At 31.9% G+C, this 17,660-nt stretch carries 12 protein-coding genes; 4 read left to right on the top strand and 8 right to left on the bottom strand.

Annotated features, from left to right (window positions below; genetic code table 11):
* Positions 1-229: 229 nt before the first annotated feature.
* A complete protein-coding gene (speE, locus tag CLORY_RS20280; protein WP_079427968.1) occupies positions 230-1,057 on the top strand; it encodes a polyamine aminopropyltransferase in 828 nt (275 codons plus the stop codon).
* A gap of 76 nt (positions 1,058-1,133) precedes the next feature.
* Here the strand turns inward: speE and CLORY_RS20285 are convergent, their stop codons facing one another.
* Positions 1,134-2,870, bottom strand: coding sequence for an Eco57I restriction-modification methylase domain-containing protein (locus CLORY_RS20285; RefSeq protein WP_079427970.1), 1,737 nt, complete (start codon positions 2,868-2,870; stop codon positions 1,134-1,136).
* Positions 2,871-3,005: 135 nt separating this feature from the next.
* Between CLORY_RS20285 and pdaA the strand changes: the two genes are divergently transcribed.
* Positions 3,006-3,758: a delta-lactam-biosynthetic de-N-acetylase gene (pdaA, locus tag CLORY_RS20290; RefSeq protein WP_079427972.1), complete on the top strand. Its 753-nt coding sequence runs from the start codon at positions 3,006-3,008 to the stop codon at positions 3,756-3,758.
* Between the two features lie 232 nt (positions 3,759-3,990).
* Here pdaA and galU read toward each other — a convergent pair whose 3' ends face one another.
* From galU to CLORY_RS20310, 4 genes are all read right to left on the bottom strand, one after another.
* On the bottom strand, positions 3,991-4,902 hold the full coding sequence (gene galU, locus CLORY_RS20295; protein ID WP_079427974.1) for a UTP--glucose-1-phosphate uridylyltransferase GalU: 912 nt from the start codon (positions 4,900-4,902) through the stop codon (positions 3,991-3,993).
* Between the two features lie 29 nt (positions 4,903-4,931).
* Complete coding sequence (locus CLORY_RS20300; protein ID WP_079427976.1) at positions 4,932-5,993, bottom strand: tetratricopeptide repeat protein; 1,062 nt, start codon at positions 5,991-5,993, stop codon at positions 4,932-4,934.
* A 38-nt stretch (positions 5,994-6,031) separates the two neighbouring features.
* Positions 6,032-7,765 carry a phospho-sugar mutase gene (locus CLORY_RS20305; RefSeq protein ID WP_079427978.1) on the bottom strand — a complete coding sequence of 578 codons (1,734 nt, stop codon included), beginning with the start codon at positions 7,763-7,765 and terminating at the stop codon, positions 6,032-6,034.
* A gap of 170 nt (positions 7,766-7,935) precedes the next feature.
* A complete protein-coding gene (locus tag CLORY_RS20310; protein ID WP_079427980.1) occupies positions 7,936-8,523 on the bottom strand; it encodes a 50S ribosomal protein L25 in 588 nt (195 codons plus the stop codon).
* A 231-nt stretch (positions 8,524-8,754) separates the two neighbouring features.
* Here CLORY_RS20310 and CLORY_RS20315 point away from each other — a divergent pair, with 231 nt between their 5' ends.
* Positions 8,755-10,218, top strand: coding sequence for an aminotransferase class I/II-fold pyridoxal phosphate-dependent enzyme (locus tag CLORY_RS20315; protein WP_079427982.1), 1,464 nt, complete (start codon positions 8,755-8,757; stop codon positions 10,216-10,218).
* A 440-nt stretch (positions 10,219-10,658) separates the two neighbouring features.
* Here CLORY_RS20315 and CLORY_RS20320 read toward each other — a convergent pair whose 3' ends face one another.
* From CLORY_RS20320 to CLORY_RS20330, 3 genes are all read right to left on the bottom strand, one after another.
* Positions 10,659-13,004 carry an endonuclease MutS2 gene (locus CLORY_RS20320; RefSeq protein WP_079427984.1) on the bottom strand — a complete coding sequence of 782 codons (2,346 nt, stop codon included), beginning with the start codon at positions 13,002-13,004 and terminating at the stop codon, positions 10,659-10,661.
* A 35-nt stretch (positions 13,005-13,039) separates the two neighbouring features.
* Positions 13,040-15,412: a U32 family peptidase gene (locus tag CLORY_RS20325; RefSeq protein WP_479723563.1), complete on the bottom strand. Its 2,373-nt coding sequence runs from the start codon at positions 15,410-15,412 to the stop codon at positions 13,040-13,042.
* A gap of 242 nt (positions 15,413-15,654) precedes the next feature.
* Positions 15,655-17,226, bottom strand: coding sequence for a YncE family protein (locus tag CLORY_RS20330; RefSeq protein ID WP_079427986.1), 1,572 nt, complete (start codon positions 17,224-17,226; stop codon positions 15,655-15,657).
* Between the two features lie 132 nt (positions 17,227-17,358).
* On the opposite strand from CLORY_RS20330, the gene CLORY_RS20335 reads away from it, so the two are divergent.
* Positions 17,359-17,660: hypothetical protein (locus tag CLORY_RS20335; protein ID WP_139376108.1), on the top strand; the 302-nt coding region annotated here is incomplete at its 3' end.

The following is a 17,660-nucleotide window of genomic DNA, read 5'->3' on the forward strand; positions in this document are numbered from 1 at the left end:
GCTCTATTATATATTTCTATTATAATTATAAAAATCCTCCTATAATTAACATTTTTTTCTATCATTTCATAATTATTGCCACATTGATTTTTTTTATTCAGCTAAATCCAATTTTAAAAAATTATTTTTTATATACAGCACCGATGTACACCCTTGTAACTAAAGTTCATGCTTGTTATAATTATATTTATTAATTCTTATGATTAAATTAAATTTTGGAGGTTTGCAAATGGAACTTTGGTTAAAGGAAGGACAAATTGAAGATGCAGTTATGACTTATAAAATTAAAGAAACTTTAGTTAGACGAATGACTCCATATCAGGATCTAGCTATTGTTGATACATATGCATTTGGAAGGATGCTTGTACTAGATGGTATCGTTCAAACTACTATTAAGGACGAATATGTATATCATGAAATGATAACTCATATTCCCCTGTTTACTCATCCTAATCCAAAGAAAGTTTTAGTAGTCGGCGGCGGTGATGGCGGTGCTATAAGAGAAATATTAAAACATCCATCTGTTGAAAAGGCCGTATTATGTGAAATAGACGGATGCGTTATTGAAGAATGTAAAAAGCATCTTCCAGAAATAAGCTATGCACTGGATAATCCTCGCTGTGAAGTATTTGTAGGCGATGGAATAAAGTATGTCCATGAGCATAAAAACGAATTCGATGTTATTATAGTTGATTCTACTGATCCTTTTGGAGCAGCAGAAGGTTTATTTGGCGGCAGTTTTTACAAAGAAATCTTTGACTGTCTGACAGAGGACGGAATATTCGTAGCTCAGACAGAAACTCCGTTTTATTTACCTGATGTAGTTAAAAAAGTTTATAAGGATGCAAAAGCAGTATTTCCAATAACTAAACTGTTTATGGCAGCAATTCCAACATATCCATCCGGCTATTGGAGTTTCACAATTGGTTCTAAGAAATATGATCCTGAATCAGTTAAAGTTGATTTGCCAGAAGATATGAAATTGAAATATTATACCGCTAAACTGCATAATGCCTGCTTTACTCTTCCTAAATTTATAGAAGATATCATTCGCTAATACATGGTTACTTATTAAAGGAATCCGGTTTAAGCCGAATTCCTTTCTTAATTGCTAAATATTCTCCACTCACACTTCACTGCTTAACGGTTTTGAGTATAAGTTTCTTTTCCGTTGAATTTAACTCAAAATATTCATACAAGTCATTTTCATTATTAATCCTGTTATGTTCAAGTAATGGTATCTTAAGTCTTTCTACATTATTAGGGTAATACTCATATATATCTCTTCCCATCTTTTTACCAAAACATTTGAAGTAAAACTCATATATAGGGCTATTTAAAAGCATCGAGAGATAATCATAAGATGCTTTTACTGTATCTTTTATTAAAAGAGCATAAATATCAGCACTAAAAAACTCATTAGAGCTTTTAGTAAATATATTATGATTACTTTTATAAGGAAATATTATTTTCTGTTTCCTAAAAATACTCTCATCTCTGCCCCATTGCAGCTCATACCATTTACGTCTGCTATTTATGCATTCACGACGTTTAGCAAGTCTTTCTTTATATCTGCCTATATATGTAATTGCGTTAGGATATTTATTTTCGTCGATTATATCATCTGCATAAATTAAGAATAATCCTCTATCCTTAATATAATTAACATGTATATCTGAGTTCTTTATCCATCGCCTTAAAAGATCTTTCTCTATATTATTCTCCTCAATAGCATCCTTAGTTACAATAAATGCTTTGTCACATCCGGTTATTATTCCCTGATAAAAATCACCTATTTCTTTTAATGACACATTACATCTATCTTCAATCTTTTCTAAAACTTTTAATTTATTTTCTGGTTGAAGCCGCCAAGGTTCATCTGAAAGTGTAGCTGCTTTCATGCAGAAAGTAACCATTTTATTCTTAAAATTATCATTTATCTTGCATTCGCTTACGACTTTGTCGACTTCTATATTTTTATAACCTTTGTCGGATAAAAATATAATTACAGGATCTATACCTATATTTTTAAAAGGTCTTTTTCCATAAAAATCAGTAATTTTATATATGCTGCTATTATTTAGTATATATTTTCTCAAGTTGCTTCCGCTTAATGATTCTAGAAAATATCTTGAAACAATAAAGCAAATTTTAAAGTTATTTTCACACACCTGCAGCGCCTTCTTAAAAAAGCAATAGGATAAATCGCTCTTATCGCCGTATATTTCTCTGTACTCCTTTTTAATAAGATCTGAATAATTTCTATCGATAGATTTTCTTCCGATATACGGTGGATTACCTAAAATAATATCAAATTTTTTTTGTTGAAACAAACTTTTATTCATTAAGAAATCAGTGCATTTAAAGTTGTCTTCGTTTATAACTTGACTGTTTAAATAAAGTTCTATTAATAAAATCTTAATTGACAATTCATCTACATCTAATCCAAATATATTGTTAGAAATAATATGCTTCTTTATATCTTCCTTTTTCAAATTCAATCCACTGTTAATATTGATTTTATCTAGATTTTTAACGTATATTCCTTCTAGATATTCTAGTAATTCTATAATTATGTTGCCAGCTCCGCAGCTAGGATCTAATATTTTTATAAAAGGATTATTAATAATATCCTTTGGGCTTATCGAGTTTTCTAACATATACGTAACAATTTCTTTAGGAGTATAAACAACTCCTTTTATATGTTCTTGTCTGCAAATATCATTATAATAATCTGAAAATGTTGATTCTTGAGAAATTCCAAGGAAATCTTTACAACTTTTAATTTTATTGATTTTGCATATACTATCCTCAGTGCTAAGAACTATGGAATATAATTTTTCTATTTCATCTTTAAAAGCATTCTTCATAGCTCACCTCATGTACGACATTTAATATAACCAAGCATATGTATGTTATTTCTATATAAACAAATAATCTATAAATTCTATATAAGTATATCATATTAATGTGTTTATAGGTAATTTAAAGGAGGTTTTCAATAAATGAAATTTAAAATTTTATGCAGCTCTTTAATTCCGCTAATACTTGCTGTATTACTTCCTAATACGAATGAATTAAACTGGTATACAATACCAAATAATAATGGTGTTCCACCTACTATGCCGGGTGAAATCGAGGAACTAGTAAAAGAAAACTCTGCCTATTATGTTGGGGATAGAACTAAAAAGGAACTTTACCTTACATTTGACGAAGGCTACGAAAATGGGTATACGTCTCCAGTACTGGATACACTTAAAAAACAAAATGTCAAAGCAGCATTTTTTGTAGTTAAGCCTTATATTGATACAAATAAAGAACTCGTAAATAGAATGGCAAAAGAGGGGCATCTTGTTTGTAATCATTCATGGCACCATCCTTCCATGGCTAAAATATCAGACATGGATAAATTCACTTCAGAACTAAGAGAGGTGGAGAATACTTACAAAGAAACTACCGGTTTAGAAATGCCTAAATTTTTTAGACCTCCTATGGGAAAATATAGTGAATTATCATTAAATTACACAAAGCAGCTTGGATACAAAACGATATTTTGGAGTATGGCTTATTTTGACTGGGATGTTAACAAACAACCTGATAAACAGCAGGCTATGGAAAAGCTACTAAAAAGAACTCATAACGGTTCAATAATTTTACTTCACACTGTGTCAAAGACAAATGCCGAAATATTACATGAGCTTATTAATAAGTGGAAAGCTGAAGGTTATACATTTAAAACCCTCAACGAGCTTCCATAAAAAGGGTAGGAAGTGATTTACGTCGGCTAAAAAATGCCTCCTCCAACCACTTCCTACCCTATGCCCTGACTCTTAATATCCACAAAATACTTTTATTATTTAGCATTATCCAAAAACTATTCATAATTAATCTTATAGAAACTAAAGAATGATTGGACTTACATCGATTCTAAGTAGTTAATAGCCCTTTCCGTCATTGGAAAGAGCCATTAATTTAAAAAAGTTTATTTTGCTAATCTGCTTTTTTTTCCGTATTGTTAAATAACTGAGAAAAATCCTTGTTATGTTTCAGAGTCTTAAGATATTCTACTAAGCTATATTTTAAGTCATCTCTCTTTAATGCAAATTCTATACTTGCCTGTAGAAATCCTAACTTGTCCCCTACATCATATCTTCTGCCAGAAAAACTATATGCATACATTGCTTCAGAATTCATTAATGTTCTTAATGCATCCGTAAGTTGTATTTCTCCAGCCTTTCCAGGTGTAGTTTTATCAAGTATATCAAATATCTGAGGTGTAATTATGTATCTGCCAAGTATAGCCACATTAGAAGGTGCTTCCTCTATACTTGGTTTTTCTACTAAATCTTTTACCTTATATACATTATCTTCGATATACATTCCTTTAACAATACCATATTTATTCACATCATTTTTCGGAACTTCCTGAACTCCAAGTATCGTGGTCTTAAATTCATTATAGCAGTCAATAAGCTGCTTCAAGCAAGGAATTTCACTGTCAACTACATCATCACCTAACATTACAGCAAAAGGTTCATTTCCAACAAAGGTTCTCGCACAACTAATAGCGTGTCCTAAACCCTTAGGCTCCTTCTGCCTTATGTAATAGATATTTGCCATTTGAGATATTTCTTTTACCATGTTTAACAACTGATTTTTTTTATGTAGTTCCAGCTCCTGTTCAAGCTCTACTGATTTATCAAAGTGGTCTTCTATCGCCCTCTTATTTCTTCCCGTAATAACTAAAATTTCTTCTATGCCAGAAGCCACAGCTTCTTCAATTATATACTGAATAGTAGGCTTATCTACTATTGGTAACATTTCTTTAGGCTGAGCCTTTGTGGCTGGCAAAAATCTTGTACCCAGACCTGCTGCTGGAATTATAGCTTTTTTTACTTTCATTTCCAACCTCCAATTATATCTAATTTTATTTAGATCAGTTTTTCTAACTGCTTTACTATATCATCATCTTTATTCATTTTTTTAGCAATCTCCAAATGCAGTAAAGCGTTCTTTTTATCTCCTATATTTATATAGCACATAATCAAATTAGTACATACATCTATAGCTTTTGTAGCTTCAAAAATCTTCCTAAAATATTTTATTGCTTCTTGGAAATTACCTATTTGAGCATAATTTAACCCTATTTCATTATATATATCAATGATTGTATCATCAATGGACTTAGCCTCATTTAGGTAATAAATAGCCTTTTCATATAATCCTAAATTTCTGCAAGCTACTGCAATATAAAAATATAAGAATGCATTATCCGGAAGTTTATCAATCAGCGGCACAAGAAGTTTAAAAGCAAGTTTTGGATCTGCGTTAACATTATCTTTTCCCTTCTCAAAGTCAGCCATAATCATCAGATCATCTTTATACCTTAATATACTTTCATTGTTTTTACCATCATAACTGTAATATAAATTTAAGCTATCCCATGCCGAAGAGTAATCTCCTGTATCATTAAAATATAAACTTTCGTATAAAAATGCCATTGCATATTTTTTATTTTTTCCTTCACTTACAATATCCAAAAAATCATCTTTATAGGCATTATATACTTCTTTTGATTCATATATAAAGCTTATAAGTTTTTCATAATTTACGCTGCTTTCATCTACCGTATATTCAGCTCTTAAAAACACGTATGCATCTATCTGCTGCGAATTTTTTATGCTTTCAGCAATAAAGGAATTAATAAGTTGCATCGACCAACTATTTTTCTTTAGAATCCTTAAATACTCTTTAGCATACCTAAACTGGTTATCACATCCTAATATAAAGGACATACCCTCAATAAAGTATTTCACGGGTATATTCTCTAACTGATCTCCACTTTGTAAATCATTAATTATGTTTTTAGATTTAATCGGAAAATATAATTCATTATCTGATGTATATCCAAAAATTTTAAGAAGTACCTCTTCCTTCAATTCAAGAAATAAAAGTTCTGACAATTTGGAAGATACCTTACTTTTATTTAACATACCATTCCACCTAACATCTAGTTACTAGACTCTCTAGTTTATATATTGCAAGCTTTATCTATAAGTTCCATTATTCTATTTTTAAATTCATCCATCTTAGCTTCAGAGTCTTCAATGGATTGTCCTGTTACTGAAAGATAAACTTTCATCTTAGGTTCTGTACCGGATGGTCTAACAACAAACCAAGAACCATCCTCAAATCTAAATTTAAGTACGTTAGATTTTGGAAGTTTAATATCACTTTCTTTAGCATTTTTTATGTCATATTCCTTACTTAGTTTATAATCTGACTTTCTTATTACATTAAGTCCTTCTGCTTTGTAATCTAACGAATTTCTTAAATAGTCTATAGCTTTAGCTATCTTCTCTTGACCTTCTTTACCTTGGAGCTCAATAGATACAAGCTGCTCTTTAAAACATCCGTAAGTTTTATACAAGTTCATTAAAGCTTCATAAAGAGTCTTTCCTTTACTCTTATAATATAGAGTCATTTCACATATAAGCATAGAAGCTATAACTGCATCTTTATCACGTACAAAATTTCCCGCTAAATATCCATAACTCTCTTCAAAGCCAAACAAATATGTATGATTTCGATTCTGCTCAAATTCCTTTATCTTTTCTCCTATATACTTGAAGCCTGTTAATACATCCATATATTCTATACCATAGGCATCAGCAATTTTATTAGCCATTTCAGTAGTTACTATCGTTTTAATAATAACACTGTCATTAGCTAACTTATTCATTTCTTTCATTGAAGTTATCATATAATGAGTTAATAAAACTCCCGTTTGATTTCCAGTAAGTACTTTATATTCACCAGTGTTTGTTTTTACAACTACACCAATACGGTCACAGTCAGGATCAGTGCCGAATATTATATCTGGTTGAATTTCTTTAGCCATATTTAATGCTATATTAAATACTTTTGGATCTTCAGGATTTGGGTACGGTGCAGTTGGAAAATTGCCATCCGGAAGTTCCTGTTCCTTTACAACAGTTAAATTAGTGTAGCCTAGTTCCTTTAGAACCCTTCTTACCGGTATATTTCCACTTCCATGTATAGGCGTATAGATTATTTTTAAATCTCTAGCATGTTCTTTTACTAGGTCTTCTCTTACGGTTAGGCCCTTAACCTTATCAATATATACTTTATCTACATTTTCTCCGATAATTTCAATTTTTCCGTTCTTTTTTCCTTCTTCAAAACTTACCTTTTTAATTTCTGAGAAATCCTGTATTGCTTCTATGTACGATAATATTTCCTTAGCAGCCTTATCTGTAACCTGACCTCCATCTTCACCGTATACCTTATATCCGTTGTATTGTTTTGGATTATGTGATGCCGTAATTACGATTCCTGCTTTGCAGTCCAAATGTCTTACAGTAAATGAAAGTACTGGCGTTGGTCTAAGGCTTTCATAAAGATATACTTTTATTCCATTTGCACTAAGTACTCGTGCTGCTGTTTCAGAAAATTCAGTTGACATGTTTCTTGAATCATGGGCTATAGCAACAGTAGCAGTATCTCCATATGTATTTAATAAGTACTGTGCCAATCCCTGAGTAGCTTTTCCAACTGTATAGACGTTCATTCTATTAGTTCCTGCACCTATAATTCCTCTAAGCCCTCCAGTACCAAACTCCAAATCTTTATAAAACCTGTCCTCAATCGCTTTTTCATCTGTAAGCTCTAATAATTCTTTTTTTGTTTGAGAATCTATAAGCTGTGAATTTGTCCATGATGCATATTTCTCTTTATATGACATAGCCATCCTCCTCTAAATATTAAAATGCTATATTATTTTAGTTAATAATATCACATATGAAGCTATAATAAGTCAAACATTAAAATATTAATAACATTTCATACAATACTCATTATACTAAAAATAATTTTGATTTACAATTTTTAGATTAAAATGATAAAAGTTTATTCCTACATATTTTTTTCATCATCTGGCTCATCCTCCTGTGCTGCATAACTGCCAGATTGCAGTGATGCTAACACTGTTTTGGGATCATCAACGAAAGTTATCTCTTCTGAAGCTTCTATATTAGCAATCCTGTAGACAGTAGTGATTTGAGGATTTATGGTCACCTTAAGGAATTCAGGTACATTTTGTGCAGAACACCTTACTTTTACAGTATCCTTTTCTTTTTGAAGTATAGCTCCAGATTTAGAAACATTTTTATTTTGCAAAAACCTTACTGGTAATTCTGTAGTTACCATTTCTGTAGGCTTTACCGTTTCTAAATCTATATGAATTATCTTATGTGTCAACGAATCTGTCTGAATTTCCTTAATTATTGCAGTATATTTTTCACCGTCAATATCAATGTTCTTAAGACTATGCCATCCCTCTGATGATACTTCTTCCATTAATCGCCTTCTTGATATCTTAACCATTACGTTCTTCTTATGACTTCCATATAGTATTCCTGGTACATCCCCCTGTCTTCTTATCTGATTTACGTTAATATCGTCACTTCTATGGGTAAAACTAATTTCTTGTGTATTACTCATTTTTTAATTCTCCTTTTCTAAATTTAATTTTCCATATTATGAATTATTACCAAAAATGAGTTTATCTATTCAGTTTCCCTTAATCTTATATAAACAGTGAATAATGAAGATTTTTCATCTTCTTTTCTAAATCCTCATTATTAATTCTTAATTTATATCTCTTATGCAATCAATTTAATGATTATAGTAATCCTTCTTTCTGGATATAATACTAAGAAGAGGTGTGTTATAATGTATAAATTTGATCAAAACGAAACCCCTTTGTTCGATGCTCTAATGAAATACGTAAATAGAGAAACTATCCCTTTTCACGTTCCAGGTCATAAAAAAGGTATTGGTGTTGACAAAGAATTTAAAAATTTCATAGGCGAAAATGTTTTCAAAATAGATGTAACTGTATTTAAGACAGTAGATAGCTTGCATCATCCCACTGGGGCGATAAAAAAAGCACAGGAACTAGCAGCTGATGCCTACGGCTCAGATGCATGTTTTTTCTCCATTCATGGCACTTCTGGTGCTATACAGGCCATGATACTTTCAGTGGTTTCTAATGGAGATAAAATAATTATCCCGAGAAACACTCACAAATCAATAACTTCTGGCATTATCCTCAGTGGAGCCGTTCCGATATTCATGCAGCCTGAACTTGATAAACGTATTGGGATTGCTCATGGTGTGACGGCTGAAACTGTTGAAAACACTCTAAGACAGCATCCGGATGCGAAAGCTGTTCTAATTATAAATCCCACATATTATGGAGTAGCTACTGACATTAAAAAGATAGCTGACATAGTTCACAAATATGATATTCCTCTAATTGTTGATGAAGCACACGGACCTCATTTAATTTTCAACAACAGACTCCCTATCTCAGCCATGCAGGCAGGAGCAGATATGTGTGCTCAAAGTACTCATAAAATTATAGGTGCGATGACACAGGCTTCATTACTTCAAGTTAAAAGCACTAGAATTGATCCGGCAAGAGTTCAGCAAGTACTCAATCTGCTGCAGACCACATCTCCTTCATATATTCTAATGGCTTCTTTAGACTGTGCAAGAAGACAAATAGCTGTTGAAGGAAAACAGCTTTTAGATTACGCTATAGATTTATCTAATTATGCTAGAGCACGAATTAATCAGATATCCGGTTTTTATTGTTTTGGTGACGAGATTTTAGGTGAACCAGGGCTATTCGCTTTTGATCCTACCAAAATAACTATTACCTGCAGGGATTTAGGCATCACTGGCTATGAGCTGGATGTTCTGCTTTCAGAAAAATATCACATTCAATTGGAGCTTTCAGATTTGTATAATGGTCTTGCGGTAGGTTCTTTCGGAGACACTAAAGAAAACATAGATAAGCTTCTGAATGCATTGACTGAAATAAGCAAAACTCATAATAATCATTCAGATGCAAAGCCTGATTTTATAGATGTGCCTAAAATACCTGAAGCCCTGCTTAATCCAAGACAGGCTTTTAATTCCATAAAGACTTCTGTAAAACTTAATGACAGTATAGGATTTGTCAGTGGTGAATTTCTAATGGCTTATCCACCCGGGATACCAGTACTTTGTCCTGGTGAAAAAATAACTGCCGAAATTGTCGACTATATAACTAAACTAAAAAAAGTTGGACTATATGTTCAAGGAACAGAAGATCCTGACGTAAACTATATAAAAATAGTAAGACTTTAGAGAATAAAAAAGGGTAGGAAGTGATTTCCGTCGGCTGGAAAATGCCTCCTCCAATCACTTCCTACCTTATGTCGCGACTCTATGCATTTACAAAGTATTATTTTCTATATTTCTTCTCACAAATTATTTTTCTTGTTTATTTATTTATTAGTATTTTCTTAAGAGCTTTCTTCATATTACTTCACATATTATATAATTGTATCTTTTTTAACAACATATACAATTTATTCATACATAGTAGAAAGTTATCCACAATTGGCAAAAATCATAAATCCCTACGAAAAAGAAGATTACTTTTTCATTCTACTTGCTGAAAGCACGCTTTCATGAACATTTCCTAGAGACTAAAAAGAGAAAAGAGTACGAATGAACATAAATGTTAAATTTCATTATACGAAATTTCTTCCATCTCTTTTCTCTTTTCTCTTTTTTCCTTACTCTTACTTAAGCTCTACAACTGTAGCTCCAGTACCACCTTCTGAATATCCTCCAAGCCTATGACTTTTAACATGAGGATGGTGTTTCAGCATATCAGTTATAGCATTTCTTAAGATTCCTGTACCCTTTCCATGGATAATAGTAACTTCGCCAAGGCCAGCCATGTATGCATCGTCTAGATATTTATCCACTTTATACATAGCCTCTTCAGCATCTAATCCTCTTAAATCCACAGAACTTTCAACCCGGCTTAAATTTAGCTTAACTTCTCTTTTTTCTTTCTTACTTATATTTTTATTTGCCACCCCAGAGCCTTCACTTAAGTCCTTAAGGTTAACACTTACTTTCATTATACCTGCTTGAACCTGAAGATCTCCTTTACTATCTGGAAGCGTCAGTACTGTTACCTTCTGATTCAAGGAGTTTAATATAAGCTCCTGACCAAGTTCTACTTTCTTAGGAGTTTTCGATGGTTTTACATCCTTCTTATAACTAGTTTTTGCTTCCATTACATCAAGTTTATCTCTAAGCTTTCGTCTTTCGTTTTCAAGTTTCCCTGAAACATCACTTCCGTAGCCTATCTTTTCAAGTTCTCTTATATTTTTAAGTATATCATCGGCCTCTTCCTTTGCCTGTCTAATAACTTGTTTAGCCTCTCTATTTGCATTTTGAATCATATTGTCCTTGTTCTTTTCAAAACTTGCAAACTTCTTCTCATATTTTTCTTTTAGTGTTTTAGCCTCCATCTTCATAGAAGCTGCTTCTCTTAAGTTATCTTCCGCTTCAATGGTTCTCTGCTGCAATGTCATAATTAAATCTTCAAACTTCATTGCTGTGTTTGAAACATTCTTTTTTGCATCTTCAATTATGTTATTTGTAAGTCCAAGCCTTTTCGATATCTCAAATGCGTTAGATTTTCCCGGTATACCTACAAGTAATCTATAGGTTGGCTTAAGTGTTTCAACGTCAAACTCCATAGAAGCATTTTCTACTCCCTCAGTACTCAACGCGTAAGCTTTTAATTCACTGTAATGTGTTGTAGCAACTATTTTACTTCCTCGAAGCTTAAGGTTATCCAAAATTGCAATAGCAAGTGCAGCTCCTTCTACAGGATCTGTACCAGCTCCGAGCTCATCAAATAATGCAAGACTTCTATCATCTGCCTTGTCCATAATATATACTATATTCTTCATATGTGAAGAAAACGTAGAAAGATTTTGTTCAATGCTTTGCTCGTCACCAATATCAGCAAATATATTATCATAATAGCTCACAGTAGAATTATCATCTGCCGGTATAAATAACCCACTCATAGCCATAATATGCAAAAGCCCTACGGTTTTTAACGTTACTGTCTTACCACCTGTATTGGGTCCTGTTATTATCAGTGAACTATATTCTTTTCCAAGATACACTGTAATTGGAACGACTACTTTGTCATCTATGAGAGGATGTCTTCCATTCTTTATTTCGAAGCTTCCATCTTCAGTCATGTGAGGACATGTTCCCTGTACCTCAGACGCATAGTGTGCCTTAGCGAATATAAAATCCAATTCCCAGACTATATCTGCATTAATCGCAATTCCATCAATATTGTCGTATATCTTCCTTGATAAATTTGCAAGTATCCTCTCTATTTCTGCCTTTTCCTTAAGCATCAATTCTCTTATATCATTATTTAGCTCCACAAGGCTCATCGGTTCTATAAACAAGGTTGCTCCGCTGGCACTCTGGTCATGTACTATACCTGGAACTGCACTCTTATTTTCAGATTTTACAGGTATAACATACCTGTCACCTCTCATCGTATACAAATCATCCTGAAGAAGTTTTGAATATTTCCTAATTAAGCTGTTAACTCTATCTTTAACAGAAGCATTCTTGGTTTTTAGCTCTCTTCTCAGGTTAAATAAAGTTTCTGTAGCTCTGTCACTTATCTCGTCTTCACTTACTATAGCATTAAAAATTTCATCCTCAAGCCTTTTAAATGTCGTTATGCCTCTGCATATATTATCAAGATAATTATCCTGTGCATAATCTATAAATCTTCTGGAGCATCTTAGCAGCCCACCCATTCTAAAAATTCCTGAGCACGTAAGATTAGCTCCTTTTTTAGCCATTAATATCTCATTTCTTACATCATAAATTCCTTCAAATGGCGGCATTCCCTTTTTATTAATAAGTTCTACCGCTCCATTCGTCTCCTTTAAGGCAACTGTAGCATCATATGCATTTCCATAAGGCCTCAAATCCTTCACTTTTTGCTTACCTGCAGCAGTTTGACAGTATTCTGCAACTTTATCTTTTATTTTATCAAATTCTAAGACTCTTAGAACTCTTTCATCCATTATATTTCACTCCCATCAGCACATTAACATATGTGTCATTCTACTCCTCTTTTATAATGCCCTCTTGTAAATTCTCCGTCTTCTATAGCTTTCTTTTCTATAATACTCTTCGCTATATCATAGGTTCTATTATAGTCCTCATCTATAAAATCAACTCTAAAGCCCCTAATTCCAAGTTTTCCAAGTTCAGAAATATTCTCCGTAAGGTTTATTGGGACACTATTATAAATATAGCTTCTGCAAAAAATATCTTGCTTCAGCACAAATTCTTTATCCATTCTATCTTTTAAAACATAATTGCCTCCCATACACTTCTCATTACATGATTTTTTTATCGTATTTCCCCCAAGCACGCTTCCTACAGCACAGTATTCACTTACCATAAGTTCTATTTTACCATATATTAGTACCATATTGTTAAATTTGTTGTTACGATTTTTTTCAATAATCTGTTTTATATCGCTTCTATTTAATTCCACACTTAGTGCAGCAGCACCACAGTAATCCCTAATAAATTCTTGAGCTTCAGAATTAAAAATATTAAGTTTATAATCTCCAATACAGCATAACTTATTCTTAAAATACTGTAATATTCCATAATTTGATGTAATAATTCCTTTTATATTATGAGCATTTTTTTCAATAAAAGCAATTATTGTGCTAAATTCATTTCTAATTATCGGAGGAAGTTTAATGTATATATTAGGTATGCTAACTTCCTGTAAATTTATATCATACAGTTTTCTCTTATATAAATCCAATGCTACCGTTTCTATATTTAGTTCCTCTAAAGCTTTTAATTGATCTTTTCCCACTACTGTAAACATATATTGAGGCATATGGCAGACTACCGGTTTTTCACCCTCTAACACTGCGCTGTTAACCTTAGATTTATATTCATCGACTTTCCTACTATAACTACTTAGAATACCATTTTTTACTTGTTCTAACAACATTCTTCTAGAATCATTAATTGCAGCAGCAGCCATAAATCCTTCATCATAGCTTAGAAAATCTATATTTTCTATTTCAAAAGGAGTGTTACCAGTTTTCTGAATTTTTTCTATTATAAATTGCTGGGTGACTGGCTTATGAATAGCCTTTTCTACAATTTCACCTTTATATTCATATTTAATTCCATTATAAACTGTATATAATGCCAGTTTAGAGCCAACACTAAATTGTATCTGAACATCCAGCTTAATTTTTTTACTGTATTTATCCTTGAAAGTTTCCCTAAGTTCTTCATTTAATTGATTATCAGAAGTCTTATATACATCAGCACCCTTCTTATTAAAATTAGGATAGAGCTTTACTGTTTGATTTTTTCCAGCGTGCTGAACCTCATTACCTTTGTATATTATCTTGTTAATGAATGCTCCATTTTCCCCTATGCTAAATCCATCTTTAACAGCTATGTTGTCTTCCAGCCTTATATCTCCGTTACTATCAACTTTTCCTATTTTTATTCCACTGTTTTTAGGATTCTCATAGGCCATCATTTCCTTACCATGATTTCCAAAAATATACCCTGAAGAAAAGCCTTCTCTATTAAATAGCTGAAATAATATTTTTTTCTCTTTATCTAAATTGCATGGCCAATTACCACTATAGTAACTATCCAATGCTTTTCTATAACTTCTCACGATACCGGCCACATATTCAGGTCTTTTCATTCTTCCTTCTATTTTTAATGATTTTGTTCCGCTTTCAACAACTTTATCTATATTATCCAGTGTAGCTATATCCTTAGTACTAAGCAGATAACCTCTTCTATTTTCCCCATTATCGCTATTGATTAAAGTGTAAGGCATTCTGCAGCTTTGAGCACATCTTCCTCTATTTCCACTTCTTCCGCCAATCATACTGCTCATAAGACACTGTCCAGAATAACACACACATAATGCCCCGTGAATAAAGATTTCTGTATCTACAACAGCTGACAATTTCTTTATTTCTTCTATAGCCAATTCTCTAGCCAGTACTATTCTTTTAAAGCCTGCAGCCATAAGCATCTCGCAGCCGCTTTGATTATGAATACTCATTTGAGTAGATGCATGCAGTTCAAAATTCTTAAAATCTTTATGTATTGCTGCTGCTATTCCAATATCCTGCACTATAAGTGCATCTACACCAGCGTCGTACAGTCCGCTTACATAATCCATCGCTTCACTAAATTCTTTTTCTTTAATTAATGTATTAAACGTAACATATAGTTTTTTTCCATATATGTGACAATAATTAACAGCTTCTTTTATATTATCTAAATTAAAATTTTCAGCATAAGCTCTAGCGGAAAATTTGTTTCCTCCTAAATACACTGCATCAGCACCATTACAAATAGCCGCATATAAGCTTTCCATATCACCGCATGGTGCTAAAAGTTCAACCTTGTTATCTATATTCAAAATAATCTCTCCTTAGGATTCTTGAGTTTATAAATATTTTTCATACTTGTAACTAATATTATACTATACCACAAAAATAAGATAAAAATTAAATAAATTGTGAAACTAAAGACATCTTTTAATAAAAATGACTGTTGAGAAGCCTATTAAGCAGGACAGATCTCAAGACTATATTTCTTGAAAAGCCCTGTCCTGTTTAAATAGTTTCGTAAGATTATATTTACTAGAAAGTCCTAGTTGCTCTACTCAATATTATCTACTGGGAAAAAATCCTGTGGAAACGGAGTCTGCGTAAAATCTAAGAATGCTTTACAGACATCTTCTTCCTGGCTTTCCTCAAACTCTTCACATTCTGGCGGCTCAGCTGCATAACCTATATCTTCTATTTTTATTTCTACATCACCAACTATCTTAATCACAATGAATACTCCTACCGAAATTCTTATCTGCCCCTCAACTATAGCTGCAGAATTAAGCTGTTCAGATTTAGTATCAACTACGATTTCATATTTATATTCATCCCTAGAGTGCGGTATCATAACTACAATATCTTTATATATTTGCGGGAGAGTTCCTTTTATATTAAGTACGTTTCCTTGTTCTGTGCTAAACACAGTCCTATACGGAATGTCTATAGACATCTGAACTCTTGAATAATCCTCTCTGTCCTCAATTGGACTAATTATTAAAGAGTCCTCAACTATGTTTCCATTTTCAAAAAGTATCTTTTCAAAATTTATGTTTTCCGAATCTTCAGGAATTGGTATATTAACAATTGGAAAACAAATTCTCTGCTGATAGCTTGAAAAAACTTTTTTCGCTATTATATACATATAACTTTTCATATCTCCTTCTATAAAATTGCTAAATTTCTCCGATGTCCTTCCTATGTTCATATCTTCATATAAATTGTTAGATGCAATACAACATGGCTGTGCAGCAGCTCCTATAAGTATAGATTCCACTCTCTTATTAACAACATCTAGAATGCTTACAGTCCCGCTGCCTGAATTCGTAATATATATTTTTTTCTTTTTGAAAAAAGCTAGCATATAACTTGGATTAGCCCCTACATTCACAATATCGGGCAATATCTTTCTGTTTGGTAAATCAATTACTCTTATATTTCCCTTGCTAATGTTATTTGCTACATATAGCATATTGTTGATTACTGCCATAGCTCCAGGGTTAATAAACTCGTTTCCTTTTATCGTATTTATTATTCCTTTTCTGAATATATCATATATTTCTATACCACAGCTTAATGGTGCATTACCATAAGATATATATATTTTTTTATCGTTTCCAAAACAAATATTATTGATATTATCTGGTGCATAGATTTCTCCTGTGTACTCTAAGGTTATTGTATCAAATGTTTTTATAGAATTTCTATCAACTATATATAACTTGTTATCTTGTATATCAATCTTGATGTATGAGGGGCTATCAAGTCCGTCTATTGAAGCTATTTTGTCACAGCTTGATAGATCATATATGTTAAGACAGCCACCGTTAGTTACGTATATCCTGTTAATAATATGATCAACTGCAGCATATCCATCATTCTCTATACTTAGTATATCTATATTTTCATCTCTTCTTATTATTGTAATTGTTCCATCCAAGCTGCTTACTGCATAGACGTTTCCAATGCCATCAACGAAAATATCCTTTGTTCCTATAGATACATCATATTTTTTAATTATTTGATTATTCAATGCATCTAGTACTATTAATGTATTTAGTGATAAGTTTCCTATATATACTTTATCGCAATCGTGTACTCGAATATCCTCTTTTTTTTCCGCCATTTAAAATCAGACCTCCCCTATTTATAATATTCATAAATTTCAAAAGTGTGATATTTTTTTTTCAATATTCATATATTTACATAAGAAAATTATAAATTTTGAGAAAGTAAATGTAACAAAGGTGGTGGTGTAATGATTTATAATAACCTATGCCATACTATAAGGACATCTAAAAACCAATACTATAAATACTATTTGAATAGTTTAAACGCTCTAGTAGAAGAGAATTTTAAAGATTCCAGCCTCTTCTCTAAAACTAATATTCTATATACAGATATTTTAGACTACAGTATTGAGATAGATAGTAATGATATTTTAAATATTATACATATAAATAGTAATGGTGAATTGTATTACTCTCTTTTTTCTCCTGAAAAAAGCAGCAAAAAATTGGCTCAAATTGATTTAAATAATTTCACTATTAAATTCTTGAC

This window comes from Clostridium oryzae (assembly GCF_002029235.1).
Classification (GTDB): domain Bacteria; phylum Bacillota; class Clostridia; order Clostridiales; family Clostridiaceae; genus Clostridium_AE; species Clostridium_AE oryzae.

Excerpts from the sequence above, each read along its gene's own strand:
- speE (WP_079427968.1), top strand. The coding sequence starts at position 230 with ATGGAACTTTGGTTAAAGGAAGGACAAATTGAAGATGCAGTTATGACT.
- CLORY_RS20285 (WP_079427970.1), bottom strand. The coding sequence starts at position 2,870 with ATGAAGAATGCTTTTAAAGATGAAATAGAAAAATTATATTCCATAGTT.
- pdaA (WP_079427972.1), top strand. The coding sequence starts at position 3,006 with ATGAAATTTAAAATTTTATGCAGCTCTTTAATTCCGCTAATACTTGCT.
- galU (WP_079427974.1), bottom strand. The coding sequence starts at position 4,902 with ATGAAAGTAAAAAAAGCTATAATTCCAGCAGCAGGTCTGGGTACAAGA.
- CLORY_RS20300 (WP_079427976.1), bottom strand. The coding sequence starts at position 5,993 with ATGTTAAATAAAAGTAAGGTATCTTCCAAATTGTCAGAACTTTTATTT.
- CLORY_RS20305 (WP_079427978.1), bottom strand. The coding sequence starts at position 7,765 with ATGTCATATAAAGAGAAATATGCATCATGGACAAATTCACAGCTTATA.
- CLORY_RS20310 (WP_079427980.1), bottom strand. The coding sequence starts at position 8,523 with ATGAGTAATACACAAGAAATTAGTTTTACCCATAGAAGTGACGATATT.
- CLORY_RS20315 (WP_079427982.1), top strand. The coding sequence starts at position 8,755 with ATGTATAAATTTGATCAAAACGAAACCCCTTTGTTCGATGCTCTAATG.
- CLORY_RS20320 (WP_079427984.1), bottom strand. The coding sequence starts at position 13,004 with ATGGATGAAAGAGTTCTAAGAGTCTTAGAATTTGATAAAATAAAAGAT.
- CLORY_RS20330 (WP_079427986.1), bottom strand. The coding sequence starts at position 17,226 with ATGGCGGAAAAAAAAGAGGATATTCGAGTACACGATTGCGATAAAGTA.